Here is a 25,993-nt window from a genome sequence, read left to right as displayed (position 1 = left end):
ATACGCTACAGTCGCTTAACTGCTGCCCTACCCTACCTCTTAGAATAAAAAATTTTCGAGGATTATTGCAAGCAGAGGCCACTCGTCCCGCAAGGCCGCTCGGAAAGCGGTCAGGGCTTTGCTCACGTGGGCCTCCACGGCCTTGACCGAGATGGAAAGTTCGTTAGCAATTTCGGCGTAGGTTTTCTCATCGAATCGGCTCATGGTGAAAACCTGTCGGCAGCGGGGCGGAAGTCGGTCTAGGGTCTGCTCGATATAATGCAGTAGGTCCTGCTCGTGAAGCAACCGCTCCACCGTCCCGTCGGATTGGGGGTCGGACTGGACTTTTACAAAATGCTGATGTACCTGCTGATGACGCAACTGGGTGACCGCCTTGAAGCGCACCGCCCGGAACAGGTAGGCACGGTACGAAGTTTCCACTTTACGATAATTTTCGTGCTGCCAAAAATGGGTGAACACGTCAGCCACCAAATCACGGGCCATTTCCTGGTCATGCACAAACCGGAAGGCGTGCTGACACAGCACGGGCTGGTAGATTCTAAAAAGACGCGTAAAGCCCTGCTCGGGATTTAGCGAAAAAAGTTGTTTGAGCAGGGCTTCTTCGGGATCAACGGAAAGTCCGTTCGGGATTGTCTCTTCCGCCGGGACTTCACCATCAAGAGGTTTGGTTTCCTGCATGACCATTCGATTTTTTTAAAAGAAGTAGGCTGATAATGATTTATACTGTCAACCCCAGCCGCGATAGCCTGCCAGGTTATGTTGCGTATCGGAGAGAAATTCATTCCCTACCCCTATTGCTATTTCGGAGGAATGGGTAGGGGGAGGTAGTCCTGGCTGACGATCATCCATTCGTGCAATTTTGCCTTCAGGCGGTGTTCAGTTTCTGCATAATCCGGTTGGCCGCTCAGGTTGTACATTTCGTAGGGATCCTTTTCCAGATCGTACAACTCAAACATGGATCTGGGGTTTGAGAATAAAATCCTGCCGAATTTTTCTTCCAGCTTTCCATCTTTCTTTCTGGCTTCCAAATCCTTCCATAGGGGATGTCCGCTTAAATCCACGGGTGAATAAGGGAGTTGCCACAGGGCGTTGTAAATCATTTTGTACTTCTTGTCGAAGACCGTCCGGCTCAGGTCAAAATAGGCGGTGTTTTGAGGCAACCCCGAGGAGTGGGGAACCCGGGCGGCAAAAACGTAGTCATGACCGTCGTAAGCCTCTCCCCTCAGCGCGGGCAAAAAGCTTTGCCCGGTCATTTCAGCGGGTTTGTCAACCCCGGCCAAGGCCAAAATGGTAGGGGCAATGTCGATCCCGGAAATGGGCGCATCGGTTGAAATTCCCTTTTTTAGCCCCGGCCCGGCCACAATTAGTGGAACGTGAAGCCCCACATCATACAAAGTACCCTTGCCCCGCAGTAAAGCCGCGCCGTTGTCCCCCATGAAAATGATGATGGTATTTTGGGCAATATTCCTATTTTCCAGCTCCCGCAGTACTTCTCCCACGTGCCTGTCCATTCGCATGATTTCGCCGTAATGCTGAGCAAGATCTTTCCTCACTTCCTTAGTGTCAGGCATACTTTGGGGTATATGTAAACTCTGAGGATCAGGCTCAAAATCGTCGGCTGTAAAGGGACGGTGCGGATCGCTGAAATTCATCCACATGAAAAACGGCTTTTCACCAGGCACTTGATTGAGAAACTCTTTGAACTGCCCAAGTACTTTGTCGTCAGCACCCGTATTGAGGTAGTCGACCCGATCGGGAAACGTGACGAGGTGGTACTTTTCAAAAGCGGCAACCGTTTCTTCGGGCTTCTTTTCCGAGCCGTCCAGATGGTAGGGGCGGCCGCAAATGCCGCTATAATAATTTTGGGGTGCCAGGAATTCGGGGATGGTGAGGGTCTGCCGGGGCAAAGGAGCCGAAAAACGGCTCATGCGGATGTCTATTACATTGCGGCCCGTGAGAATGGAGGCCCGGGAAGGCACACACTGGGGAGCGGCCGTATAGGCGCGCTGAAACAGTACACCCCGCCGGGCCAACCCGTCCAGATTGGGCGTTTTCAAGTCTTTATTGCCGTAGATACCCAGGAAGGGAACGCTGTGATCATCGGAGAGAATGAGAAGAATGTTGGGGGCGGTACTGCGGGACTGATCGGCATGTTGCCCCCAGGCCAGCGCGGCCGAAAGGAACAGGCCGATAAAAATGAATCGTTTCATAGGGTAGAATGGTTTACAATAAAATTTGATTTGAATTCATTCACAACACCTCCACCGCGCTGGTATCGTAAAGACGGATGTCGCTGAAAATGTCCGTCCAGGGGGTAGTATCTACAAAACGCTCCGGCAGGAGTTTTTGCAATAAACCAAAAGTACCCACCATTGATAGAATCTGGTGCGGGTGCTGGTTCTGCCAATCGCTCTGCGGGTCGTTCCAGTAGTTCACTACCATATCGGCGTAATGGTGCACGGCTTTACCAATCTCCTTCGTCCGGTAGCCCGGAGCCAGCGTTCCCATGTACTGCAGCGCGTAGAGGGCATCCAGTTCCAGGTAGTGCATCACGTGCTGCCGTTTCACTTTCGGGTTGGGTCGATCCAGCCAGCGGCCGTTGGGTAGTTGCAGGGCCAGCACGCTGTCGATGACCCGCTCAGGGTAAAGAAAAGCGCGGTCATGGTGCTGGTACATGGGCAGGATGTGGACGCTGCCACCCAGGGGTTGGTGGCGGTCGGTGTAAGTCGTACCTTTTCGCCACCAGCCCGTTTTTCCGTCCAGATTTTTATTAAGCCAGGCAAACACTGCCTCCCGCCAGGCAACGGTGCAGGCGGAACTGAGGCTATAACAGTGGATGCCGCCCCAGAACAGATGCGACGCTGACCATTGTTTGGCCCAGTCGATTTGTTCAAGCCAGGGAACTGCCTCCTCCACGGTATCGAAGGCATCGTACAAACGAACCGGATAGCGCTGTCTACCGCCCAGTACGCCCAGGGCCCCGATGACCATGCCGTTGGCGTGGAGTTTGGAATGCCCGAAGCGTGCGGTGTAGCTGCCGTCCTCGGGTGCCTGATAGCTGTTGATGTAATCAATCCACTGCTGCTTTTGATCTTCCGTAAGCGTTTCAGCCAGCGCTTCCCCCATGATGTGGCGGGCAATCGCCACATCGCAGGATGCGTAGAGATCCACTTCCTGGGAAGAGGTGGTTCCGTACGCTCCGTAAGGTCTTTCCGAGGAAAGCAGCGAGGCAAAATGCCCGTTTATCCGCCGCCGGACTTCGCTGAGGTCAATGGTAACGGAGCGGATAGAAAATTCGGGTAGCTTGGCCACAAACGGCAGCAAGCCACTTTTGCCAATCCAAAGTAAGGCTTCTCGACGGTACATGATAACTTATTAAAGGCTTTAAAAAAGTTCAGCTACTTTTGTTATTATTGCATCGGCCTATTTTGGTTGGGAAAATAGGTTTCCAAAATCTTCTCCCCATTTTCTTTCTGAGTATTTATTCCGAACAAACCTTTTGACTTGTAAAATTATGAAAAGAAGACAGTTTTTGGGCAAGGGGGCTACAGGGCTTGCCTCGGTAGGTCTGCTGGCCCACCTGCCCCAATCGCTTTCCGCTTTTGCCCCGCGCAAGGCGGTTACTATACCCATTGGTTTTCAGTCTTTTGTGGTCAAGAAAGAAATTGCGGAAGACCTGAAAGGTACTTTGGATCGGTTGAAAGGCTATGGTTACGAGCAGGTGGAGATGTGTTCGCCGTCGGGCTACTTCAAGTACGGCTTCGAGCCGCTGGCGAAGTACTCGGGCAAAGAATTGAAAAAGATCATCGACGATTCGGGCCTCGATTGCGTCAGTTGCCACTTTACAATGGAAGAAATGAAAAACAACCTGGACGATCGCATCGACTTTGCCCGGCAAATGGGGTTGAAGCATATGGTATTTTCGGGCGGCCTTTCCACCGATAAACCGGACGAGTTGAAAGCCCGCTGTGAGACAGTGAACCAAATCGGTGAAAAGATCAAAAAAGCGGGTATGGTTACGGGTTATCATAATCATAATTCAGAATTCGACCTGAAGATTGACGGCGCGCCCGTGTACGATATGATCCTGAAAGAGCTTGATCCTGTTTTGGTTAAAATGCAGTTTCAGACGGCTGCCATCCGGTCGGGCTACAAGGCCGCCGATTATTTCAAAAAGTACCCCGGGCGGTTCATCTCGGCGCACTTGCAGGATTATTCCCCGCAGGATAAAACCAAGGAAGTCGTGCTGGGGCAGGGCATTTCGGACTGGAAGGAGTTCTTCGCGGCGGGTAAAAAAGCCGGCCTCCAACTCGTCTTCGTGGAAATGGAATCCAATCCCGGTACTTTGAAAAACAGTATTACTTACTTGAAAAACCTTTAAGTCCGTCTAAAACTTAGTTGTCTTTTTCGAGCAGGACTACCCAGTCTTGCTCGTTGTTTTTGCCCGGTGGATTGCCCGAATCGACTATTTTTCCTCCCTGAACGGTGGTTACGGAACCGTTTTGCAGAGTTCCCCCTTTCAAAGGATCGTACCAGCGAAGCATAAATTGGCCCTGGGTCTCTTTCAAATCTATCCGGTGATTGGCTGATTTGGGGAAATAAAGGGCGTACACCTCACCCGCCTTGCGCAGGCAAAAAGCGCCGTCGGCCATCGCCAGCTTGTGGTCAGGCCGCATCTCCCAGTAGGGCAGGTTTTTTTGGAAAAAATCCAGGGCGTAGCGGGTGAAGGTCCAGAGTTGGTCGCGCGAGCGCCAATCTTCCAGCGTGAGGTCGTTGCCTTTGGTGAAAGCCCCGAAGTACCACTCGATGCCCGACGCGCCGGAAAGTAAAGTACCCCACAGCACGTCGCCGCGCAGGGTCTCGTGGGTCGGGTCTTCAGCGTCAGACTTAGCCCCGACGTCCCACTTGCCGATTTCGTCCATCGTCACCAGCCATTCGTGGCCCGCCTGACGGGAGCGGTCTTTCCAGTTCAGCACACTTTGCGCGGCTTCCCTGCGCTCGGACACTTGCAGGGCTACTCCGTCAAGATCGGCAAAACCTAGTAAAGAATCCAAAATTTCCTTCTTTGCAGCCTCCGTGGGTAAGGTATGGACCGTCACCGGGTGACGGTAGGGGTCGATTTTGTTGAGAAAACGGGTCATGGCCTTGCGCTGGGCGTCGTTTTGCCCGACGGGCGAAAAGTGGGCGGGGCCGTTTTCCTCGCCCAAATTCCAGTTGAGGGCCGGGTGGTGGGAAAAGCGGGCCACCATTTCCCGCAGGTAGAGCTGCCGCATCGGCCCCAGGTCGCCGCCGTCGAGCAGGGTTTCGTTTTCGGTTTCCTGCAAAACGATCTGCATGAAAAGCCCCCGCGACTGCATATGTTGGAAAACGATCTCCCACTGCGCTAGCTTGCTCACGTCGAAGCGGGTAAAGCCCTCGGGATTCCGGTAGGGCCACACGTCCTTGCCGTCGCCCCCTATGTTCATCGTAAGGAAGTACATCGAATTCATACCCTTGGAAGCCAGATAGTTGATGCCGCCGATCAGCGCCTTGCCCTTGCCGCTTTTCCAGGAGGGATCGCCCGTTTTCCAGTCGTTCAGGTGCGGGGCGTAGGCGTGGATGGCCGTGGGGGCCGGGGTGTCTTTCTCTTTGTTGACCCCCGCCATGCGGTAGGTATCGTCAAAATCCGCGTAGGCCAGCAGGTTCTCCGGGCTGTTGGTCCCACCTTTCAGCCAGTAATCACCTGATTCACCAAACCTAAAATAACCGTTGGAGGCCATGAGGCGCCCGTGGGCCATGAAATCGCTGCCGCTGCTGTCGGCGGCTACTACCCGGAATTTGCCTTCGGCGTTTTCCAGCGTTACTGATTCCCCGCTTTCCGCCGGGTCGGCGAGTGCGATGCCGTTGCTCCGTTCCAGCCGGGCGGCGTATTCCCAAGTACCTTCCCGGCCGGGGGTGAAGCGGACGCGCCACACATTGCCGCTGTCGGCGCTGGTGTTGGCGGCGTCGCCGTCGGCGGCGTAGAAGCCTCGCACCGCGTACTCGACGCCTTCGTGCTTGAAGTTCACCACAAGGCGGTAATTCAGGAAGGGATTGTCGGCGTCGGTTTCCGAGGTGGCAGGACCCTGAAAGTCAAGCGTTACGGTCTGCCATTTCGGGTACTCAATCGGGCTGTCCCCTTCCGTACTTTTACAGGAAAAGAACAGAAAGAGGCTGAAGGCAAACGTGAGCAGACGACAAAGTACTTTCATAGGAAGGGTTTAGGGTTTGGTTAGAAATCAGATCATTTTCATTTTTTCAGGGTTCCAGCGGACGGGCTTTTCCTGGTAGTAGCTGTGGTTGGCGAGTAGAGCCGCCCCGGCGGCGCGCAGCCCGAAGGTCGGGTCTTCGATGATTTTGCGCTCACCGCGAATGGCCTTGAAGAAATTGGCGGTGTGGTCGTAGTTGCCGCCCCGGTACCCGGCGGGAGCTTCCCACACGGTGCTTCCGGTCGCCAGGGCCGAGGCGCGGGGTTTCTCTATTTGGGCGGCGTATTCGGCCAGGATTTTCTTTTGCGTGGCCTCCGTAAAAGCCCCCAGCGCGTAGGGGGTCGGCATCAAGCTCAGTTTCGTGCGGTTCAGCACGACGGACGTCTGGCTCACCTCCATGTCGCCCTCGGTGCCAATCAGTCGAAAACCGCCCTTGCCGCCGCTCCCGGCGATGAAATTGATGCGAAAAGCCGCGTTGAAAGCCGCGTGAGTGTCGGTCTTGGGAAAATCGTAAAGCGTGATGCTGACGTCCGGCACGTCGCGGCCGTCCTTCCAGTAGCGCAGCCCCCCGGTGGCCTGGGCGCGGTCGGGGCCGTGGGAGCTGAGGATGTAGTTGAGGCTGGAAAAAGCGTGGACGAAAAGATCGCCCGCTACGCCCGTGCCGTAGTCGCGGTAGTTGCGCCAGCGAAAAAAGCGCGTGTTGTCGTAGGGTACTTTGGGCGCGTTGCCCAGGAAGGCGTCGAAGTCCACCGTCTGCGGGTTGGCGTCGGGCGGGATGGGGTACTGCCAGGCCCCCTCGGTGGTGTAGCGGTCGCTGAAAAAATCGAACATCACGATCTCGCCGATGGCCCCATCCTCGTAAAGTTGTTTGGCCTTTTCGTTGCCCAGCGACGACATTCCCTGGCTGCCGATCTGGCAAAGTTTGCCGCTGGCTTTTTGGGCGGTGATAATCGCCTGGCCCTGTTCCCATTGCTGCACCATCGGTTTTTCGCCGTACACGTGCTTGCCCGCTTTCAGGGCGTCCATGAACATAGTTTGGTGCCAATGGTCAGGGGTAGCAATGAACACGGCGTCGATGTCCCGGCGGGCCAGCAGTTCGCGGTAGTCCTTGGTGAGGAAGAGGTCGTTGCCCCAAAGCTCTTTGGCGCGATCGAGCCGACCGTCGTAGAGGTCGCAGACCGCCACCAGCTTCACACCCGGTACTTCCAGCGAAAACTTCATGTCAAGGACGCCCCGGATGCCGCAGCCGATCAATCCGATGTTGATCTGGTCGTTGGCAGCGTAGGGACGGGCATCGTAGTTTCTGTTTTCAAGAAATAATTTTTGACGAGAAGAAGCGGCCAGTACCGCTGGAGCGGCAGTCAGGGCGGCCGCTCCAGCGGTGATATTTTTCAGGAAACGCCTTCTGGTTTTGTTACTGTCGGAGTAGTTCATGGTTTTCTAAAAAGAAAGGGGTTGAAGTCAGGGTCTGTTACGAGACACCTCACTTTTGAAAGGATAGAGAGGCGAATATACATGCTCCTGCTCCATAATGGCCTGCATTTGCGAGACCACGTCAGGGAACTGATCTGCCACGTCCACTTGCTCGGAAATGTCCTCAGCCAAATTGTAAAGTCGTAACTTCATGGGGCTAATCTGAGTCGGGTGAACGCGTATCCCTTTCCAGATACCCAGGCGGACGGCCTGCTGGTTTTCATATTCCCAGTACAAGTGTGGATGCGGGGTCTGCGGCTGGCCCAGCAACGTGGGCAGGTACGAAATTCCGTCGATTCCGGCGGGTGGTTTCTGCCCGGCGATCTCGGCCATCGTGGGCAGGAAGTCCCAGAAGGCGGAAGGGTGCGAACTCACGCTGCCCGCCTTCACCTTGCCCGGCCAGCGCACGATAAGCGGCACCCGAATGCCCCCTTCCAGCAAATCGGTCTTGTAGCCGCTGAATTGGGCGTTGCTGCTGAAAAATGCAGAAAATTGGTGGGAATAGGGCATCGGCCCGTTGTCGCTGGCGAAAATGACGATCGTGTTTTTATCTATTTTCAAACTTCTTAGTTTTTCCATAATACGCCCCACGTCCCGATCCATGCGAGTGACCATGGCCGCGTAGGCCCTGGTTTCCTGCTGAATGGCGGCACTCGCTTCGGTCAGGTACGGATGATTGGCGTAGATGCCCAGTTCCGGCACCTCCTGCCGCTCGCCCACGGGAGCCTCGCCGTTGTTGTGCGGAACGGTCAGGGGCAGGTACAGGAAAAAAGGTTTGCTCCGGTTTTCATCGATAAAGCTGATGGCCTCCTTGATAAACAGGTCGTGGGCGTAATCCACCTTCTTGGTGGCGTAGCTTCCTTTGCCCTTCGTCCAGTGGGTCGAGTCCTTATAAACTACTTCGTTCCGCAGGTTCTCTTTCCTGCCATTTTTTAGCAAAAACTCCGGGTAGAAGTTGTGGGCCAAAATCTGATCCAGCACCCCATAGTAGAAGTCGAAACCCTGGCGATCCGGTCTTCCGGAAGTATCATCATTGCCCAGTCCCCACTTGCCAATCATGGCGGTGGCGTACCCCGCCCGCTTCATCACCTCGGCCACTGTAAGGGCCGAATCAGGCAAAGGAGACCCATTGCCGGTGGCCCCATTGCCCCGGACGGAGGCGTGGCCCGTGTGCATCCCGGTCATCAGCGCGCAGCGGGAAGGCGCACACACCGTGGAACCCGCATAATGCGCCAAAAAGCGCATACCCTCCCGGGCCAGTTGGTCGATATGTGGGGTTTTGATGCGGCCTTGCCCGTAACAGCCCAAATCCCCGTAGCCCATATCGTCGGCGAGGATGAAAACGATATTGGGTCCAGGGATTTCGCCTGCCGCGTGTCGAGCACCATGCTGCGTTTGTGCTGCGCAACCTGCCAGCAGTAGGGCGACCGATAAGGCAAGAGTCAAAAGTTTATTGTTATGCATCCTAAATCAGGTTTACTTTGAACGTATCGGTAACAGTTCATTCCGGCGTGATTCCCGCCGCCGCCAGTTCGCTTTTAGTCAGGGGAAAAGTCGACGAAGGCTCGTGCGCTTTTTTCATGATTTCCCGAATCCGGGCAACCACGGCGGGATACTGATCGGCTACGTTCTTGCGCTCTCCCACGTCCTTGTCGAGGTCGTACAGCTCGAATTTATCTTTCAGGATCGTGAAAATCCCTTTCCATCTCCCCATTCTCACGGCCTGTTTGTACTGGTTTTTCTTGAAATCAATGGATTCGTTGAATTCCCAATAGAGGTAGTCGTGCTGCGGTTGCTTTTGGCCCAGCAGTTCCGGCAGGAAGGAAATGCCATCCGTCCGCTGCTGAATAGGAGCACCCGCAATCTCGCAGACCGTAGGCAGCACGTCGTAGAAAGCCGACAGATGATCCGACCGGCTCTCCGCCTTCACCTTGCCCGGCCAGCGCACAATCATAGGGGAGTGCATCCCCCCGTCATAAAACGACCGCTTGTATTCCCGGAACGGACCGTTGGATTTAAAGTAGGCGTGGTCGTGGCCACCCTCATGGTGTGCCCCGTTGTCGCTTGTGAATATCACGACGGTATTCTCGCTCAGTTCCAGTTCATCGAGCTTTGTCAGTAGCCTCCCCACGTATCCGTCCAGGGCCTGCATCATCGATACAAAGGCTTTTTCCTTTTCGGGCAGGATGTCATTCTTGACTGGAAACTCCGCGTGGTACTCCATCGGGTCGTGTGGCAGGGCGTAGGCTACATACAAGAAAAAAGGTTTGGCCTGGTTGGCTTCCAAAAACTCCATCGCCTTAGTGGTCACGATTTTGTCCATGATAATGGGGCGTGTTTTCAGGTCCGCTGACGTCAAGTCGAACAATCTGCCGTTGAGGTACATGGGTTCAGTATTGATCGCCTTATAGCCTGCGTAGGGTAGATGGTGGCCCTGTGCATCCCACAAATCGTCGATCATTTGGCCCACCCGGTTGGGGTAATCTGAACTAAGCTTGCCGAAATGGTAGTCGAAGCCCCGGTCGTAGGGCGTCTGTTTCGTGAGCTCGCCGCCCAAGTGCCAGCGCCCGCTCATGCCTGTCACATAGCTGGTGTTGACCTTAATGGCTTCCGGTAGGGTGACGTATCGGTCTTCGAGCGGCACCACGCCCACGCCCGGCAGGGCTTTGTGACCGCGAATGGGGCTGTGCCCGGTGTGCAGCCCCGTCATCAGCGATGCCCGCGAAGGCGCACACACCGCCGACCCCGCGTAGTGATTGGAAAATAGCATGCCCTGTCGGGCCAGTCTGTCGATGTTGGGGGTGGAGAAAGAACGCTGCCCCAGCACTGACAGATCGCCCCAGCCCATGTCATCCGCCAGGATGTACACGATGTTGGGCGGAGTGGCCCGTTTGGGAGGATGCCCCTCGGCCAAAACCTGGTCCGGAGGCCCGCTAAAAAGGGCGAACAGCAACAGAACCAGAGCGAGATAGTGTATCTTTTGGTAAAACATGAATCTGCAGTAATTGAAAAAAGGTGCGAACTCTCTCTTAATTCAAAGCCGGATTGCGCGATAACTCCGCCATTGGGAACAACCATACCATCGATGGATCGTCGTAGGGAATGTCGCTTCCCTGGCGATCGCCGGACGGAATCGGGCGCTTCTGGGCCTGCAGGTACATCAGTTCGGCTCCCTCGAAACTGAGTTCTTTGTACCACTCGTCGTCGATGGCTTTGAGCGTCACCGCACTCAGCAGCGGCAGGCCCGCCCGCTGGCGCGTGAGGTTCAGGTCGGCCAACGCCTCGGCCGTATTGCCCCCGTCGAACTTGATGAGCGCCCGCATCAGCAGGAATTCCGGCGAGCGGAACATGGGGACGTTGGCGACCGCATTCTGGTACTTGTTGTTCCAAATGTGGTACGGCTCCTTGTAATCCGACTTGTACAGCGGGTCTTCCCCTGCGTTGTAGCGGATAAACCAGTCGCGGTAGCGCAGATCCTTGGCCGCCTCGGCGGGAACATTCCAGCCCAGGGCGTCGGTCATGCTGCTGCTTAGGGCGATGCCCCGCTGACGGTTGGTAGCATTGCCCGTGTACAGGCCGCTCATGCGCGGGGTGCGCCAGGCGTTGCGGTAGTAGAACGACACGTGCCAGATCGTTTCGGAAGCGCGCAAGCCCAATCCCTGTAAATTGAAAATATTCTTGCGAAGGTCGGTCTTGACCAGCGGGTACTTGCTGTTATTGGCCCCCAGAATGGCATTGCACTGTTCGAGCGCTTTGGGCCAGTACTGCTTGCCCATGATGAAATATACCTCGGCCAGCAAAGCGCGGGCGGCGTCCTTTTGGGCGCGATCCTGGTAGGTTTCGGGATGCACGCCGGGGATGTATTTTTCCGGCAGCAACTGAATGGCCTGCTGCAAATCGCTGATGATGAGATCGTAGGTTTCCTGGTTAGTGCTGGGGGCATCGAAGCTGGTCGCCGACACATTGGGAGTCTTTTTCAGGATAATACCCTTGGCAGTAGGCTGGCTGCTGAACGGTGGCGCAAAAACGCGGGTCAGGTAAAAGTGGGCAAAGGCCCGCAGGAAATAGGCTTCCCCTTTGATGCGTGGCACCCAAGCCTCGTTGATGTCCACGATTGTTCCGCCCGCCTGCTGGTAGTATTCCAAAACATTGTTGGCCGATTGCAGCACATTGTACGCGCCACGAAACCCGTATCCGATGGCGGTGATGGCGTTCTCGGTATTCTGGCGCAGGTAAAGGGGCTGAACGTTGGAACCCCCGTTCCGGCTGCCGTCGGCAAAGGGTTGCTGCTCCACTACGTGCGTAACCAGCGTGTTGTGGACTTTGGTCAAATCCAGAATGCCCCAGTCGCCGGGCGATTTGAGGTTGAAGTACCCGCCCCGGACAAAGTCGTCGATGTCCTTATTGGATGAGGGAGCCAAAACCGTCTGGGTGGAGAAAGTCGCTTCGCTTAGGAATTTTTCTTCGTTACAGGAGGTGACCAGAGCGGCCAGACAACCCAGTACGGCGATCAGATATATTTTATTGAGAGTCATGGTCTTGGTAATTTAAATGGGTTAAAAATTAAGGTTGATGCCCCAGTTGGCGCTGAATACCTGAATTGGCGGAGCAAAATTGACGATGCCCTGTCCCAGGTTGCGCTGCACCGCAGTGGTAGGGCGGCTGTTGATGACGTCCTCCTGGATGCCCGCGTAAAGCTGCTCGGGATCGAAGCCTCTCACTTTCGTAAACGTGGCGACGTTGTTCATGTTCATGAACACGTTGATGTTGGAGAACGGCAGTTTTTTCAAAAGGCTCGCGGGTAACTGGTAGGAGAGCGTCAGGGTTTTCAGGCGCATGAAATCGCCGCGCTGCAAAAAGTGGTCGCTGTCGTCCGACACGTTTTTGGCCTTGGAGGGGTTGGCCGTACCCAGTTCCCGGTTGGTCCAGGTGGGCGCGCGGTAGTAGGCGTCGGTATTCTGCGCCGACCAGGAGTCGGTGGCCAGATCCTTGCGCAGCACGGTTTGCCCCGAACCGATATTGCGGAGAGCACCAATGTTGTCGTACAGGTAGTTTCCGCCCTGAAAATACAGCAGGAAGCTGAACGATATTCCTTTGTACGATAAAGTGTTGGTCAACCCGCCAAAGAACGTGGGAATACCGGTTTTGCCATCCTGAACGATGGAGTTGGCGTTGACCTGCGAACTCGTCGGTACCAGCGTGTTACCCGTAAAGACATATTCCTGACGGCTGGCCGCTTCCGGGTCAATTTCCTTAATTGTCGGGTTGCCATTGGCGTCGTAGCCGGCAAAGGCCGGCAGGTAGAACATCCCGATGGGTTTGCCCAGTTGCACGGTGGTGAGGCCATTGATGCTCAGCGTGGTGGGCGAACCGCTGAATTCTGGATACAGCGTTATTACCTTATTTTTATTCAAAGTCAAATTCAGGTCGGTCGTCCAGCCGAAGCCACCGTCCCGACTGCGTACATTTTCGGAAGAGAGTTCAAACTCCCAGCCCCAGTTCTTCATGCTGCCAATGTTGGCGAGCGCGCCCACGAAGGCATTGTTAGTAGAATAAATGCCGATGCTGGGGGCAAGAGGCACGTTGAAGAGCATATCCGTCGTCAGGGAATTGAAGTATCCCACCGACCCGGTGAAACGGTTGAACAACCCAAAATTGAGGCCGATGTCAGTCGTCGCCGATTTCTCCCAGCGGATGTCGCCCGAGGCAATCTGCGACTGGATGTAGGCCGTGGAGGTGTTGGAGTAGTTTGGCCAGTTCTCGAAGCTGGCCCCGATGTACCCGAAGGGGGGGATATTGGAATTACCCGTCAGACCCCAACTTGCCTTGGCTTTCAGATAGTTGATAGCCCCAAGCTTATCCTTGAAGAAGGGATCCTCGGAAATCACCCAGCCCGCTGCCAGGGAGGGAAACAGGGCGAAGCGGTAGTTGGGCGAAAAGTTGGAACTACCGTCGCGGCGCAGGGTGGCCTGCAACTGGTAGCGCTCCCGGAAGTTGTAGTTCAGTCGCGTGAAGTACGACAGAAACCGCACGTTACTCCCCATATTGTTGCTGTATTCCAGGAACTGATCGGACGTTCTGATGAGTCCGAGCGTACCCTCCACGCGCGAATCGCCATTCTGGGCCTGCAGCGCGGTGGACTGGTTGCGCTGGTCGGTGACCTCGTAGCCCAACAGGGCCGAGATTTTGTGGTTATCCAAAATCGTACGCTCGTAGTTGGCGGTGAAGTTGGCGTTTAAGTTCAGGCGCTTGACGTTTCTGGTATCGTAGCGCGGCGAGCCGTTGTAAATGTAGTTCAGGGTGTCGGGGCGTGAGGAAGCCAGGTCTTCGGTTTTCACGTTGGCAATCCGCATGCGCTTGCTGATCCACTTGCTGTCCTCGGTGGTGGTGTAGTCGATACCGCCCGCCAGCCGCAGGGTAAGGCCGGGCAGGGGCGTGGCCTCCACGTTGACTGAGGATAGGTTACGATTGGTGGCTAGGTTGTCGTAGGCATTGTTACGGTCGGCGGAGTAAGTGAGGTTGTTGCCGCTAAACGGGTCGAATGGCGCATCGTTGTCGGGCCACCGCTGGGGAAACACCGGCAGCGCGCTGCTGTACAGCCCCCAATAGCCGCCCCAGCCACCATAGTTGAGGTTGGGGTCGGCGAAATTGACGGTGGTGCTGCGTACGTTTTGCCGCTGGTTGTCGGTGTGGGAGAAGGTGTTCCGCACGTCGATTTTAAGATAATTGGAGGGCGAAAAACCCACGTTGACCCGGCCCGTGTACCGCTTGAAGTCGGTGCCGATCCAGTTGGGCTTCTGATTGAAATAGTTGCCCGAGATGTAGTAGTTGGCCTTGTCGTCGCCCTTGGAAACGGAAAAGGTGTGCGACATCTGACTACCGTCCCTGATCACCAGCTTCTGCCAGTCGGTATCAGTGGTTTTGTATAAATTTAAATTGGTGTAGCGCGTCAGATTATCATTGCGCTGATCCAGCAGCGGCAGCCGAATCGGCACGAAGGTGTCGTCGGTAGGGTCGGTGAAGCCTGCGTTTTTGCGTCCCTCGGCCACCAGCCCGCGCCATTCGGCGGCGTTAGCCAATTGGATTTGGTTGATGGGTTTGTTGATGCCCTGGTTGAAGCTGTACGAAAACTGCCCCTTGCCGTTTCGACCCGTTTTGGTGGTGATGAGGATTACGCCGTTGGCACCCCGTGAGCCGTAGATGGCGGTAGCCGCCGCGTCTTTCAGCACCGATACGCTGGCGATGTCGCTGGGGTTGATGGTGCTGAGTGCCTGGGTGGCCCCGTTGCTGATCGGCACGCCGTCAATGAGGATAAAGGGCTCGGTTCCTGCTGTAATGGATTTGGTGCCCCGGATCTGAATGCGGGTATCGGCTTCGGGATCGCCGCTAGCGGTGTTGATGCGCAGCCCGGACACGTTGCCTTGCAGGGCCTGCTCGAAACTCGCCCCGTTTATTTTCTCGATCTTATCGTTTCGGACGGTGGAGATCGAGCTGATCACGTCCCGTTTGGCCTGCGTGCCGTAGCCCACCACCACCACTTCGGACAGCGCCTTGACGTCGGGATTCAGGGTAATGTCGATGACCGACCTGTTGTTAACAGCCACTTCACTGGCGAGATAACCCACGTAAGAGAACACCAGCGTGCTGGCGTTGCCGGGAGCTGACAGGCGGTAGTTGCCTTCTGAGTCGGTGGTGGTACCGATGGTGGTGCCTTTCACCAGTACACTGACACCCGGCAGCGGGTCGTTGTTGGTCACGTCGGTGACCCGCCCCGTGATTGTTTTTTCTGCACCCTGCGCGTAAACGGGGGGCGCGGCTGCCAGTTGCAGCAGGCTTAGCAGTAATGCCAGCCCCCACAGATGATTAAGTAATCGTTTTTCCATTGTGTACATAAGTTTTGGTGAAAAAAGATTTAGTTAAAAATTAAATACAGAGAAAGCATCACCACCGACAGCCCCCCCCACAGCCAAAGTACCCGCCGCGAAGGCGTGTAATTCAGGGCGGCGTAAGATTGGGTGAGCGTGGGAAAATCCGAGCGTCGGTCGAGCGGCGTCGCCAAAGACACGCCCACCATCAGGATCAAAATGAAAACAAACAGGAAAAAAGAAACCAGCAGGAAATGCGGCCAGAATGTCGGGCTGGGCCAGGCGCGAAGCTGGCAAACGCCTACGGCCAGACTGACGATGGAACCGACCACCAAACCGACGTTGGCCGCCGGGGTGGTCATGCGCTTCCAGGTCACGCCCAGCAAAAACACCGCTGCCATCGGCGGGGCCAGGTACCCCAGAATCGCCTGAAACAGGCTGAACAGATCCATGCCCTTGATCCGGTCGAGACCCAGCGCAATCAAAATCGCCCCTACTGCCCCAAGTACCACCACCGTGCGCCCAACGGCCACCAGCCGCGACGGCGACGCATCGGGCCGGAACCGCCGGGCGTAAATGTCAATCGTGAACACGGTACTCAGCGAGTTGAGGGCCGAGTCGATGGTGCTGACGAGGGCCGCGATGAGTACCGCCATAATCAGTCCGACCATGCCCACGGGCAGCAGGCCCGTCACCAGGGTCATGTAGGCTTCGTTTTCGTCGGGCAGGTTGGGGTAGAGCAGGTAGGCGATTATGCCCGGCAGGATGAACAGCGGCACGTCGATGATTTTGAGCCAGCCCGTGAGGTTGGTGCCCAGTTGCCCCTGTTCCAGATTTTTGGCCCCCAGCACCGATTGCACCATGCTTTGATCCGTACACCAAAACCAGATGCCCAGCACCGGATAGCCCAAAATAATGGCGATCCAGGGGTAATCGGGATTATCGGCGGGCAGTAACAAGCGTCCGTAGTCGGCGGGTAGTTCGGTGAGCAGCCGATCGATTCCGCCTAGTTTATAGATTCCCGCGATTACCAAAATACTGGAAGCCACGATGAGCAGAATCATCTGAAAAACGTTGGTAATGGCAATCGCTTCCAGCCCGCCCGCCACCGCGAAAAAGGTTGCCAGCAACATCAGCGCGCTCACCGACGCCCACAGCGGCCAGTCCATGATTTGGTTTACCAAAAGCCCCCCGGCGTAGAGCGTCAGCCCCAGCCAGGAAATCAGAATCGTCACCAACGAGTACCAGGCTAGCATTTCGCGGGTGGTAGCGTTGAAGCGCTTTCCCATGAACTCGGGCAGGGTACTTACGCCAGTATTCTTGTAATGCGGGGCAAAAACCAGAGCCAGCAACCCGATGAAGACGAAGGCGTACCAGGAGAAATTTCCCGCCACGATGCCCGTCGTGTAGCCCACCGCGCAGGATGCGATTAGCATCGACGGCCCCACATTGGTACCCCACATCGTTAGGCCGATGCTGTACCAGCGCAACTTACCGCCCGCCAGGAAATAGTCGCGCTCGCTGCTTTTCTGCTTGCGGAAGCTGATGTACGCACCAATGCCCACCAGCAGCAGCAGGTAAACGACTACCACGCCAAAATCGAGCAGATGTAAGTGCTGGTGGATGTTCATTCTTTTTGGGTATTAGGTTGTTGGGATGTTAGGCATTAGGTTTGGCAGGAGCTTATTCAGCTTTAAAAACTGGCTATCGTCAAAAAATGAGATGAGAAAAAACATTTGATAGCCTTATGACCTAACAACTTAAAAATCATTTCCAAATGAATCGGTCAGTAACGCGCTTTTCCTTCTCCAGGCGCGGCCAATCGACCTCCGCGCCGATGCCGGGTACTTCCGGCAGGATGAAGTGTCCGTTATTTATCTCCGCCCGTACGCTCAGCAGAGAAGCCATCGTTCCCACCACCGGCTCCAGGTACTCAAGTTGAGCCTCGTCGCCCACAGCCGCCACGATGGCCGCATTGAGGTGAGAAGTGCCGCCACCGCTGAACATCAGGCCATGATCACGGGCCATTTCGGCAATTGACAGCCATTCTCCCAGGCCGAGGATGTGTCCTGCAATGGGTTGCAGGTGCTGAACTCCGGCCCGCACCAGCGAGGGGAACACCAGCGCCGTGCGCTCCGACTCACCGTAGGAGATGGGTACGGGTGAGGTTTCGCACAAGGTCTCGATATCGTGCAGAGCCGCCGAGTGGATCGGCTCTTCCAGCCAGGCGATGTTCATTTCACCCAGTTCCCGGCTCAGTACCTGCGCCTTATCCAGGCTCAGCGATTGGTTGGCATCCACGGCCAGCCCGGTTTCGGATCTTAGCGCTTCCCGAACCAGAGCAATCCTAGTCAAATCATCATGTAGCGTGGTTTCCAGTCCGCCAAACTTCATCTTGATCGTAGCGTAGCCCTGTGCTTCCCAGGCCAAGCACTCGTCGAGCAGCTCGCTGCCCGTGAGGCTGATGCTCCCGCCGCTGGCGTAGGCCCTCACCCGTGGCTTGCTGCCCCCCAGGTAGCGAAACAAGGGTACTCCCTGCTGCCGGGCTGCCAAGTCATGGAAAATGCGGTCCAGGTGGCCCAAAGCCAGGGCCGCCCCGCCCCGAAACCCTTCATTGCGGATGCTCCAGTAAAGTAGGTGGTAAAGTTTTTCGTAGGAAGTCTCTTTTGTTTCGAGCAGTTGTGGGACAAAGCTGTTTTTAAGCAAGTCAAAAGCCGTAAACGGAAATTCGCACTCGCCCCACACGCCGCTGCGATCAGTGAGTCGGACGAAGCAGGCGCGGTATTCCGCAAAGGGCCCCATGGTGGCATCATAAAAAGGGCGCTCAAACTTCACCGGGGCAACGCAACGTAGCTCCACCGCGTGGATGTCGAAGGTTTCCTGATAAATGGGCGTCTTTAGTGGAAACAGATCCGCTTCGACCGATGGATTTTCTTTCGTCATTGAATTAGATCGGTTAGTTCTTCAAACACATTTTCTTCAAGCCGACCCTCCCGGCAGTCGGCCAGCGTGGCTTTGATTTGGGTTAAATTTTTGGCCCCCAGCACCAGGTAGTCCACTTCCTGCATTGACAGTAGGTAGCGGTGCGCCAGTGCCGGGAGGGTCATGCCCAATCGCCGGGCGAGCGCATCCGCTTGCCGGGCGCGGACAAGGTCGGCTCCGGAAACCCAGGCAGGGGGATTTTCCTGGTACTTTTCAAAGTGGTTGCCCAGCAAACCCATGTGCAACGCGCTGCCTTGGTAGGTGATGAGACCGTGGGCGCGGAAAAACGGAATATCCGACACTAACCCTTCCAGGCAGGCGGCGTTCAGGTTGTTATAGCTCATCACCACATCGAATCCCCCCTGCCGGATGGCACCGTGAAAGGCGGGCGGCACCAACCCGCCCAAACCGATCGCGGCCGTGGTCCCGCTTTTTTTTGTACTCTTCATAAAATCAAGAACTTCCGGTACCGACTCGGTGGGTACTTGCTCCGGCTCGTGCAAAAAGAGCAGGTCGAGTCGGTCGGTACCGAGCCTTGACCGACTTTCCGCCACGCTCCGGCGCATGGTCGCGACCTGGTAGTTGTTGGTGCGCCGATCGGCCGTCTCGGCCCGCAGTTTGCCCACTTTGGTACTTATCAATGGGCGCGGCCCGCGCCACTGTCGCAGGGCTTCTCCGGTTACAGTTTCAGCGTCGCGGTAGGCCGGGGCAGTGTCCAGCCGCCCGACGCCGTTTTCCAGTGCGTACAAAATAGCCTCCACGGATTCCTGCCGATCCACCTCCCCCCACACCCCGCCCAGTCCGGCGGTGCCGAGGACCAGGCCGGGTGCGCTGGCGTCGTGGCGGTACGTGGGTCGTAATGTGATTTGGTTCATTTGTTCTTCGTTTTTTCCAAAAGATTCCGATACTCGGGTTGCAGACCGGCTGCCTCGACGATTTGTCGACCGTTGCGCTGCGAAGCAAGGTGCATGGGATATATCAGCAACATAATTCCCGACTGGTGCAGGTTGAGGCTGCCGGGTACCCCCTGCACCACATTTTCTTCGATGACGAAGGGCTTTTCGGCGGAGCCGCCCGTCTTTTCATCGCAATAGATCGCGTACTTGATCCGCTGCCAGTGCTCCAGCGGCTCCGACAGATCGTGCAGGTAGTTTTGGTATAGCCGCGTGCCGGGCTGGTACGAAAGGGTATAGATGGCCGCCCCGTCGTTTAGCATTTTCACTACGTCGCTCAAATCGTTGTAGGCTATAAAGTTATCCTGCATGGGATTGGGCTGATCGGTCCAGCCGTAGCCCACGCTGATGCCCGAATAGGGCAAGTCGCGAATGGTGTTGTGCGTGATTTGGGCGTTTGAGGGATAACCCGCCGCCACGCCCACGCAGCCGTAGTAGTAGTTGGCCGCCCGCTCGATGAGGTTGTTGGCCACGGTATCGCCGTAGCAGATCTCTGTGCTGTCCGAAGGTTGGAAGGGCTTGTGGTATTCCGTCAAGGGGTCTTGAGTAAACTTGGCCAGAGCGACCGCGCTGCCGGCAATGTCGCTGAATTTGTTGCCTACTGCCGCGCAATGGCGCGTGCCGTAGTGCAGGTCGAGCGCCGTGGAACCCAAGTTGCGAAAGGCATTGCGCACGAAGGCCACGCGCTCGGCCCGGGCTACGTACACCGCAGCCGGTGGGCGATATACATACTGGTCGTTATTGGGTTCGGCCCGATGGTTGTACTGCCCCGTCTGGCTATTCAGGTAGCCATGCTCGCTGGCGTAAGTCCAGTTGGAGTACTGGAAGGAAAGATTTTCAAAGCGCAGATTGACCACTGGCTTGCCGGAAGTTCCCTCGATAATCAGCAGCGTATCCAGCGTGGGATACATCACCTGCACCTGGCTCATGTCCACGTCGGCCGGAGGCTGGTAGTAAAGGGTACCCTTGGCTTCGTCGTGGTACCATTCTCCCTCCGCATCGAGCAGTTCGCGGGCATTTTCAAAATAAAGCCGATGCGAGGGCTCGTGCATGGGGTAAGGGCGATTGAACAGAATTCCAGATTCCTCGTCCCGAAAGCTTACCCTGGTAAACTTTTGAAAGCTCAGGCCGTAGTTGCTTACTTTTTCCACTCGCAAATAGCTCTCCGCCCAGCTTTGAAGGAGGAGTATCTCCAGGCCGGGATTGCCCTCGCCTAGAACGGGATGCTTGCCCAAAACGATCAGTTCCCGATCCTTGTAGTCCCAGTCCGTGCTTTCCAGAAAGGTACCCTGATTAGGATAACGTGCCCGAATAGCTCGCTTGCCCTCGACGTACAACTGACGGAACCTGGCGTTTGGTAAAGGTGCCTGATAAATGTTGGGGTTGTCAGGAGTGGGCCGCCAGCCGGTCACCGCCTTCCCGCTGTGGATCAGCACCTGTCCATCGCCGGAACCACGGTAGATCACACGCTGCGTAGCTGATCCGCCGTCCTCCGGGCCAAAACGCAGCGGTTCTGCAAGGAAATAGTCGCCCGGCTGGATTTGCACGACGATGTCATGCGCTCGCTGTCTGTCCGACAAGGCCCGAACCGCCCGCTGCGCCCGCGCGAGGGTGCGAAAGGGTGCGTTGCTCGTTCCCCGGTTGTTGTCATTTCCTTCGGGAGAAATATGCAGACTGACTTGTGCCTGAGCAACTGTACCAATAGTAAAAAGGAGTACGCTAAAACATGAGATGAAAACTGACGCCATAAACAAATTGAAATTCTACTTGCCAAAATAACGGAATCGCATTTTAGCGTTCTTCTCCTATCTTATGACTTTATTACACTATTTTGACCAAAAAATGCTAATTGAAGTAAGTAAGTCGATAGAAAAGTCTTCTTTTCAATTAATTGAAAGATTATCGTCCAGTTTTTTCTTAAAAACATCTTAGTTCAAAAAACTGCCTTTTTACATCAATATGAAGACACTCGTAGAAAAATGGTCACGACCCAGTCAACATTCCTTTGTTAGCAATCGGTATGGAGTCGACAAGAGTTTCGACCGCTCTGCGGAGGTACTGATGCGAATGCACGACGAATACGAAGTCACAGTGATGGTGGGGTGTAGCGGCAAGCGGTTTATCGGCAACACGATCGAGAACTTTTCCAAACAGGACCTTTTCCTCATTGGCCCGCATGTTCCTCATTTCGTTCAACTCGACGAACACGATAAGGAGGATGTCATTACCCTGCGTTTTCTGAAAGAGGGATTTGGGGAAAACTTTTTCAGCCTGCCCGAAAACGAATTCATCGCCCGTTTGCTGGCCGAGGCTCAGCGGGGCGTTTCCTTCGATCAGGCCGATGTACCCGCTTTCCACCAAAAAATTGTGGAACTCACTACCTTGCAAGGTTTTGAGCGTATGATTGCCTTTTTCCAACTCTTGCAGCAGATGGCCCTCAACCCGCGACGCAGGGCTATATCGAGTCGGGGATTTACCCTGGTAAAAAATGTAAAGGACTGCGAGGTCGTCAATAAAACCTATGAGTACATCATCAACCGCTTTGCGGACCACGACATCACACTGGACGAAATTTCGGCTTACGTAAGTATGGCCCCGGCTACCTTCTGTCGCTACTTCAAGAAACACTTTCACAAAACTTTCACCAATTTCCTGAACGAGGTGCGGGTAGGCCACGCCTGTAAATTATTGCAAGAGACTAACTATAGCATCGCCGCAATCGCTTTTGCCTCGGGCTACAACCAGCTAACCCATTTCAACCGCCAGTTTAAACGCATTGTAGGGTATTCTCCTAAAGAGTACCGTCAATTACTGGACGGTCAGGGTGATTAGTCCTCTCTCACGCCTAATACGTGCGTAGGATATGTGTTCAATGAACCGTCTAAACCCGAACCCATTATCTTATCCTTCCCTTCTATTCTTTCGCCCCATAAAGCAGCAGCGTGTATTCAAAAAAAAATTACGTTACCACTACCCTTGGTTTTTTCCTTTGTAGTTGAAGACACTTTGAGCAACGTAGGGGTAGTTAACACATTTAGGGGATATCCGCCACCAACACCAATCAACTAACTGTTACACAGTTCACTGCGCAATTAGCTTCCGTTTTTCCAAAAACTCTTTCAAGGATTGATATCGGCGGAATTACAGGATTATTACCAGCGCAAAGTCGGCGAGCCGGGCGCCCGGTGGCGGCAAGAACAAAATGTGTGTTCTCAATGCGGTTCGTAATAAGTTGGTGCACCGTGTGTGCTCGGTTGTACATCGGGGGGTAAAATATAAAAAAAATTATACGTCTGGGTTTGCATAATCCATGGAAATCTGTGCCGGGGAATTCAACTTCGATGAAGACGTGGGCCGTGATCCATTAGAAGATTCTTTACCCGCTATACTATCCTATGAGCCGAAGGGTGTTAAATCGAGTTAACTAATTATAATATAGGTAGTTAATGGGCTATCGTGGCGGATTTACCCTAAATGTGTTAGCCACCCCTAGTATAGGGTGCGCTACCCTGCTCTCGATAGCGCAGCGGCGACATCCCGACCAGGCTTTTGAAGTGGGAACTGAAATTGGACCAGTTGTAGAAGCCACTTTCATAGCAGATTTCGGTAACCGTCCGGTCGGTCGTTATGAGCAGTTTGCAAGCATGAGCAATCCGGATTTCCGTGAGAAATTGGATGTAGCTTTTTTTAGTGCTCTTTTTAAAGTAATGGCAAAAAGCGGATACGCTTTGATGCGTAAGTGCGGCAACGTCCTGCACCCGGATTTTCTGTTGAAAATGCTGCATGGAGTATTCAAACACCCGGCGGATGCGGTTCTGATCCTCGACGGAATAGCTGACAATGGGTGAATGGTTGAGGTAATGAAAATGGCCGGAAGTACTGATTTGGTGCAGGCATTCGAGCAGGGCAGCGAGCTGCGGAAAGCCGGTCAGAAATTCGATGGTGCGCAGGCGTCGGCCCACTTCTTCCCGAAGCCCGGTGTCAAGGGCAATTCCCTGCTTCGCATTCTGGAGCAGGGAATGAATCGGTTGCATTTCGGGGAGCGCCCAGAAACTATCCCCAAACGAATCGTCGCGAAACTGTAACACAACTGCACTGGCTACGGTATCCTGGTCTTTTTTACGAAACCAGTGGGGAAGGTTCTTTCCCAGCAGGAAAACGTCTCCTTCGCGGTAGGTACCAATATGGTCGCCCACGAAGGCCGTGCCGCTGCCGGTTGCTTCCAGTACGAGTTCGTATTCCACGTGCTGGTGCCAGGGTGTTTCAAACTCAGGTGTGGTATAGGTTCGGGCCACAAATGAGGACTGGCGATCAAGCGGGAGCTTCTGAATAAGCGGTTTCATTCGGTATGTTTAGCCTTTTATCACTAAATTCGTTCATTCTATTCAAAATACCGGATAAAACTACGAAAATACCGGTAGACTCCAGCCAAACTATTTTGGAACTTTGTATGGTATTATTTCCTGAAAATAGTAGCTGTTGCCAAGTAACCAAAACCATTTTATACTATGAATACCCGACTTACCCCCGTTGAGAAAACCGATTTTAACCGGGACGGTTTCCTTATTAAACGTAACTTTTTTAGCCAGGAGGAAATTGATCTCCTGTACGGACTAGCCACCGACGAGACAGTAACCAACCACGCCTTTGACCTGAAAGATACTGCCGGTAATCGTACCAAACTTACGCTTTGGTTCACTCCCGGCGACGATTCCTTCGGGCTCATGTCCCGCTCGGAGCGTATGGTAAAGGCCGTAGAAACCCTCCTTGACGCCGACGGTGGCGTGTGTCATTTTCACTCCAAAATAATGCAAAAAGAACCCCAGAAAGGGGGGGCCTGGGAGTGGCATCAGGATTACGGCTACTGGTACAAAAATGGTTTCCTGTACCCCGAAGCAATGATTTCAGTGATGGTAGCTCTTACGGATGCATCCATCGAAAACGGTTGTCTGCAGGTACTCAAAGGAACCCACAAGATGCAACGCTTTGAACACACTTTTGTCGGCGAGCAACAGGGGGCCGACGCAGATTTTGTGGACGAGGCGGTGAAAAACAGCGAGCTGGTGTACGTGGAACTGAAAGCCGGCGATACCCTCTTTTTCCACAGCAACATCCTGCACCGCTCCGACGCCAACCTTTCGGATAAGCCCCGGTGGTCGGTGATCTCGGCTTATAACCTATCGTATAACAAGCCTTTTCGGGAAAAACATACCTCCTGCATTGAATCGGTCAACATAGTGCCCGACGCTGCCCTGCTGGAGAGTGGCCGTTTGGCGGTATCCAAGGCAGATTTTTTGAACAAAGAAGCTGAGATCACCTTGCAGACATTGGAATAATGAGCGGTAATCCAATTTTTCATTCGCTAAGCCTAAACCTAATACAATGAGTAGTAAACTGGAATATCTACCCGAATTGCCCGAAAACAAATCGGTGGGCATTGGCTGCATCGGGGCGGGCTTTATCATGGCCGACTGCCACCTGGTAGCCTACCGGCAGGCAGGTTTCAATCCAGTGGCCATCACCTCCCTATCCCGAACGGCAAGCCAGCAGGTAGCCGTCCGCCACGGCATTGGCAAGGTATATGACTCCTACACAGAGCTGCTGGCCGACCCAACCGTAGAGGTAGTAGACATAGCCGTACCTCCTGATCAGCAGTTGACAGTAATTCGGGAGGCCGTCCGCCACAAAAATATTCGGGGTATATTGGCTCAGAAGCCCCTGGGAATGAATTTTATCGAAGCCCTGGAAATCGTTCAGTGCTGTGAGGAAGCCGGGATCGTCCTGGGGGTGAACCAAAACATGCGCTACGACCAGTCCGTGCGCGCCTGCAAGGATCTGTTAAACCGGGGACTGCTGGGAAAACCCGTGTTTGGCTCCATTGACATGCGGGCCATTCCGCACTGGACGGCCTGGCAGGCCCAAATGGGCTGGCTTACCCTCCGGGTGATGAGTATTCACCACCTTGATACCTTCCGGTACTGGTTTGGCGACCCACAAAGAGTGTACTGCAGCGTGGCCCAGGACCCTAGAACAGCGGCCAAATTCCCACACGAAGACGGATTGGCCCTGTACATTCTTGAATACGAAAATGGCCTGCGGGCCTCCGCCTGGGACGACGTATGGGCGGGACCCGATACAGAAAATGCAGAAAAGGACATTTATATCAAATGGCGGGTAGAGGGGCTTGATGGCCTGGCGCAGGGCAATATCGGCTGGCCGCATTATCCACAAGCCATCCCCAGCACCCTCGACTATACCTCCACCCGGATCCCTGGTGGCTGGCAACGGCCCCGCTGGCCGGAAGTATGGTTTCCCGATGCCTTCACCGGCCCCATGGCCCAGCTACTAGTGGCACTGGAACGGGGCACGGACCCTGAAATCGGCGGTCGGGATAACCTGAGAACTATGGCCCTGGTGGATGCCTGTTATCTGTCGGCCCGGGAGCACCGGGCCGTAGCCCTGGACGAAATTCTACACTAATTTACCTTTTGCA

18 protein-coding genes are annotated in these 25,993 nt (G+C 54.8%); 4 read left to right on the top strand and 14 right to left on the bottom strand.

The window, feature by feature from the left end; all coding sequences use genetic code 11:
• Window positions 1–39: 39 nt before the first annotated feature.
• The 3 genes from VGN67_RS03530 to VGN67_RS03520 all read right to left on the bottom strand — a co-directional run bounded on the left by VGN67_RS03530 (window position 40) and on the right by VGN67_RS03520 (window position 3,366).
• The gene (locus VGN67_RS03530) at window positions 40–678 is read right to left on the bottom strand and encodes an RNA polymerase sigma-70 factor (RefSeq protein WP_327485387.1); all 639 of its coding nucleotides are present in this window, start codon (window positions 676–678) and stop codon (window positions 40–42) included.
• A 119-nt stretch (window positions 679–797) separates the two neighbouring features.
• Window positions 798–2,210, bottom strand: coding sequence for a sulfatase (locus VGN67_RS03525; protein WP_327485386.1), 1,413 nt, complete (start codon window positions 2,208–2,210; stop codon window positions 798–800).
• A gap of 40 nt (window positions 2,211–2,250) precedes the next feature.
• A complete protein-coding gene (locus VGN67_RS03520; RefSeq protein WP_327485385.1) occupies window positions 2,251–3,366 on the bottom strand; it encodes a hypothetical protein in 1,116 nt (371 codons plus the stop codon).
• A gap of 148 nt (window positions 3,367–3,514) precedes the next feature.
• Between VGN67_RS03520 and VGN67_RS03515 the strand changes: the two genes are divergently transcribed.
• Entirely contained in the window at window positions 3,515–4,381 is an 867-nt protein-coding gene (locus VGN67_RS03515; protein ID WP_327485384.1) for a sugar phosphate isomerase/epimerase, read from the top strand.
• 13 nt (window positions 4,382–4,394) lie between these two features.
• Here the strand turns inward: VGN67_RS03515 and VGN67_RS03510 are convergent, their stop codons facing one another.
• The 10 genes from VGN67_RS03510 to VGN67_RS03465 form a co-directional block, all read right to left on the bottom strand.
• Window positions 4,395–6,230, bottom strand: a complete 1,836-nt coding sequence (locus VGN67_RS03510) for a DUF5060 domain-containing protein (RefSeq protein ID WP_327485383.1) — start codon at window positions 6,228–6,230, stop codon at window positions 4,395–4,397.
• 27 nt (window positions 6,231–6,257) lie between these two features.
• Complete coding sequence (locus VGN67_RS03505) at window positions 6,258–7,661, bottom strand: Gfo/Idh/MocA family oxidoreductase (RefSeq protein ID WP_327485382.1); 1,404 nt, start codon at window positions 7,659–7,661, stop codon at window positions 6,258–6,260.
• A gap of 27 nt (window positions 7,662–7,688) precedes the next feature.
• Window positions 7,689–9,146, bottom strand: a complete 1,458-nt coding sequence (locus VGN67_RS03500) for an arylsulfatase (protein ID WP_327485381.1) — start codon at window positions 9,144–9,146, stop codon at window positions 7,689–7,691.
• A 55-nt stretch (window positions 9,147–9,201) separates the two neighbouring features.
• Complete coding sequence (locus VGN67_RS03495) at window positions 9,202–10,692, bottom strand: arylsulfatase (protein ID WP_327485380.1); 1,491 nt, start codon at window positions 10,690–10,692, stop codon at window positions 9,202–9,204.
• A 37-nt stretch (window positions 10,693–10,729) separates the two neighbouring features.
• Window positions 10,730–12,235, bottom strand: coding sequence for a RagB/SusD family nutrient uptake outer membrane protein (locus tag VGN67_RS03490; RefSeq protein WP_327485379.1), 1,506 nt, complete (start codon window positions 12,233–12,235; stop codon window positions 10,730–10,732).
• A gap of 21 nt (window positions 12,236–12,256) precedes the next feature.
• Window positions 12,257–15,583 carry a TonB-dependent receptor gene (locus VGN67_RS03485; protein WP_327485378.1) on the bottom strand — a complete coding sequence of 1,109 codons (3,327 nt, stop codon included), beginning with the start codon at window positions 15,581–15,583 and terminating at the stop codon, window positions 12,257–12,259.
• A gap of 29 nt (window positions 15,584–15,612) precedes the next feature.
• Window positions 15,613–17,196 carry a sodium:solute symporter family transporter gene (locus VGN67_RS03480; protein WP_327485377.1) on the bottom strand — a complete coding sequence of 528 codons (1,584 nt, stop codon included), beginning with the start codon at window positions 17,194–17,196 and terminating at the stop codon, window positions 15,613–15,615.
• A gap of 136 nt (window positions 17,197–17,332) precedes the next feature.
• Entirely contained in the window at window positions 17,333–18,508 is a 1,176-nt protein-coding gene (locus VGN67_RS03475; protein ID WP_327485376.1) for a mandelate racemase/muconate lactonizing enzyme family protein, read from the bottom strand.
• Window positions 18,505–19,422 carry an aldo/keto reductase gene (locus tag VGN67_RS03470; protein ID WP_327485375.1) on the bottom strand — a complete coding sequence of 306 codons (918 nt, stop codon included), beginning with the start codon at window positions 19,420–19,422 and terminating at the stop codon, window positions 18,505–18,507. Before VGN67_RS03470 ends, VGN67_RS03475 begins: the two co-directional genes overlap by 4 nt.
• Window positions 19,419–21,047, bottom strand: a complete 1,629-nt coding sequence (locus VGN67_RS03465; RefSeq protein WP_327485374.1) for a right-handed parallel beta-helix repeat-containing protein — start codon at window positions 21,045–21,047, stop codon at window positions 19,419–19,421. Before VGN67_RS03465 ends, VGN67_RS03470 begins: the two co-directional genes overlap by 4 nt.
• A 412-nt stretch (window positions 21,048–21,459) precedes the next feature.
• Between VGN67_RS03465 and VGN67_RS03460 the strand changes: the two genes are divergently transcribed.
• Entirely contained in the window at window positions 21,460–22,332 is an 873-nt protein-coding gene (locus VGN67_RS03460; RefSeq protein WP_327485373.1) for an AraC family transcriptional regulator, read from the top strand.
• Between the two features lie 647 nt (window positions 22,333–22,979).
• Here VGN67_RS03460 and VGN67_RS03455 read toward each other — a convergent pair.
• Window positions 22,980–23,843: an AraC family transcriptional regulator gene (locus VGN67_RS03455; protein ID WP_327485372.1), complete on the bottom strand. Its 864-nt coding sequence runs from the start codon at window positions 23,841–23,843 to the stop codon at window positions 22,980–22,982.
• 165 nt (window positions 23,844–24,008) lie between these two features.
• Between VGN67_RS03455 and VGN67_RS03450 the strand changes: the two genes are divergently transcribed.
• Together VGN67_RS03450 and VGN67_RS03445 are read left to right on the top strand one after the other, a co-directional pair.
• On the top strand, window positions 24,009–24,836 hold the full coding sequence (locus VGN67_RS03450; protein WP_327485371.1) for a phytanoyl-CoA dioxygenase family protein: 828 nt from the start codon (window positions 24,009–24,011) through the stop codon (window positions 24,834–24,836).
• Between the two features lie 46 nt (window positions 24,837–24,882).
• Window positions 24,883–25,980 (top strand): Gfo/Idh/MocA family oxidoreductase, encoded by a 1,098-nt coding sequence (locus VGN67_RS03445; RefSeq protein ID WP_327485370.1) that lies wholly within the window; start codon window positions 24,883–24,885, stop codon window positions 25,978–25,980.
• Window positions 25,981–25,993 lie beyond the last annotated feature (13 nt).

This window comes from Telluribacter sp. (assembly GCF_035998675.1).
Lineage (GTDB): Bacteria > Bacteroidota > Bacteroidia > Cytophagales > Spirosomataceae > Telluribacter.
Note: the sequence above shows the minus strand (reverse complement) of the source record. Positions and strands in the feature narration are given on the sequence as shown.

Bases quoted from the DNA above. Each gene is read 5' to 3' on its own strand.
- VGN67_RS03530 (WP_327485387.1), bottom strand. From the start codon at position 678: ATGCAGGAAACCAAACCTCTTGATGGTGAAGTCCCGGCGGAAGAGACA.
- VGN67_RS03525 (WP_327485386.1), bottom strand. From the start codon at position 2,210: ATGAAACGATTCATTTTTATCGGCCTGTTCCTTTCGGCCGCGCTGGCC.
- VGN67_RS03520 (WP_327485385.1), bottom strand. From the start codon at position 3,366: ATGTACCGTCGAGAAGCCTTACTTTGGATTGGCAAAAGTGGCTTGCTG.
- VGN67_RS03515 (WP_327485384.1), top strand. From the start codon at position 3,515: ATGAAAAGAAGACAGTTTTTGGGCAAGGGGGCTACAGGGCTTGCCTCG.
- VGN67_RS03510 (WP_327485383.1), bottom strand. From the start codon at position 6,230: ATGAAAGTACTTTGTCGTCTGCTCACGTTTGCCTTCAGCCTCTTTCTG.
- VGN67_RS03505 (WP_327485382.1), bottom strand. From the start codon at position 7,661: ATGAACTACTCCGACAGTAACAAAACCAGAAGGCGTTTCCTGAAAAAT.
- VGN67_RS03495 (WP_327485380.1), bottom strand. From the start codon at position 10,692: ATGTTTTACCAAAAGATACACTATCTCGCTCTGGTTCTGTTGCTGTTC.
- VGN67_RS03490 (WP_327485379.1), bottom strand. From the start codon at position 12,235: ATGACTCTCAATAAAATATATCTGATCGCCGTACTGGGTTGTCTGGCC.
- VGN67_RS03485 (WP_327485378.1), bottom strand. From the start codon at position 15,583: ATGGAAAAACGATTACTTAATCATCTGTGGGGGCTGGCATTACTGCTA.
- VGN67_RS03480 (WP_327485377.1), bottom strand. From the start codon at position 17,196: ATGAACATCCACCAGCACTTACATCTGCTCGATTTTGGCGTGGTAGTC.
- VGN67_RS03475 (WP_327485376.1), bottom strand. From the start codon at position 18,508: ATGACGAAAGAAAATCCATCGGTCGAAGCGGATCTGTTTCCACTAAAG.
- VGN67_RS03470 (WP_327485375.1), bottom strand. From the start codon at position 19,422: ATGAACCAAATCACATTACGACCCACGTACCGCCACGACGCCAGCGCA.
- VGN67_RS03460 (WP_327485373.1), top strand. From the start codon at position 21,460: ATGAAGACACTCGTAGAAAAATGGTCACGACCCAGTCAACATTCCTTT.
- VGN67_RS03455 (WP_327485372.1), bottom strand. From the start codon at position 23,843: ATGAAACCGCTTATTCAGAAGCTCCCGCTTGATCGCCAGTCCTCATTT.
- VGN67_RS03450 (WP_327485371.1), top strand. From the start codon at position 24,009: ATGAATACCCGACTTACCCCCGTTGAGAAAACCGATTTTAACCGGGAC.
- VGN67_RS03445 (WP_327485370.1), top strand. From the start codon at position 24,883: ATGAGTAGTAAACTGGAATATCTACCCGAATTGCCCGAAAACAAATCG.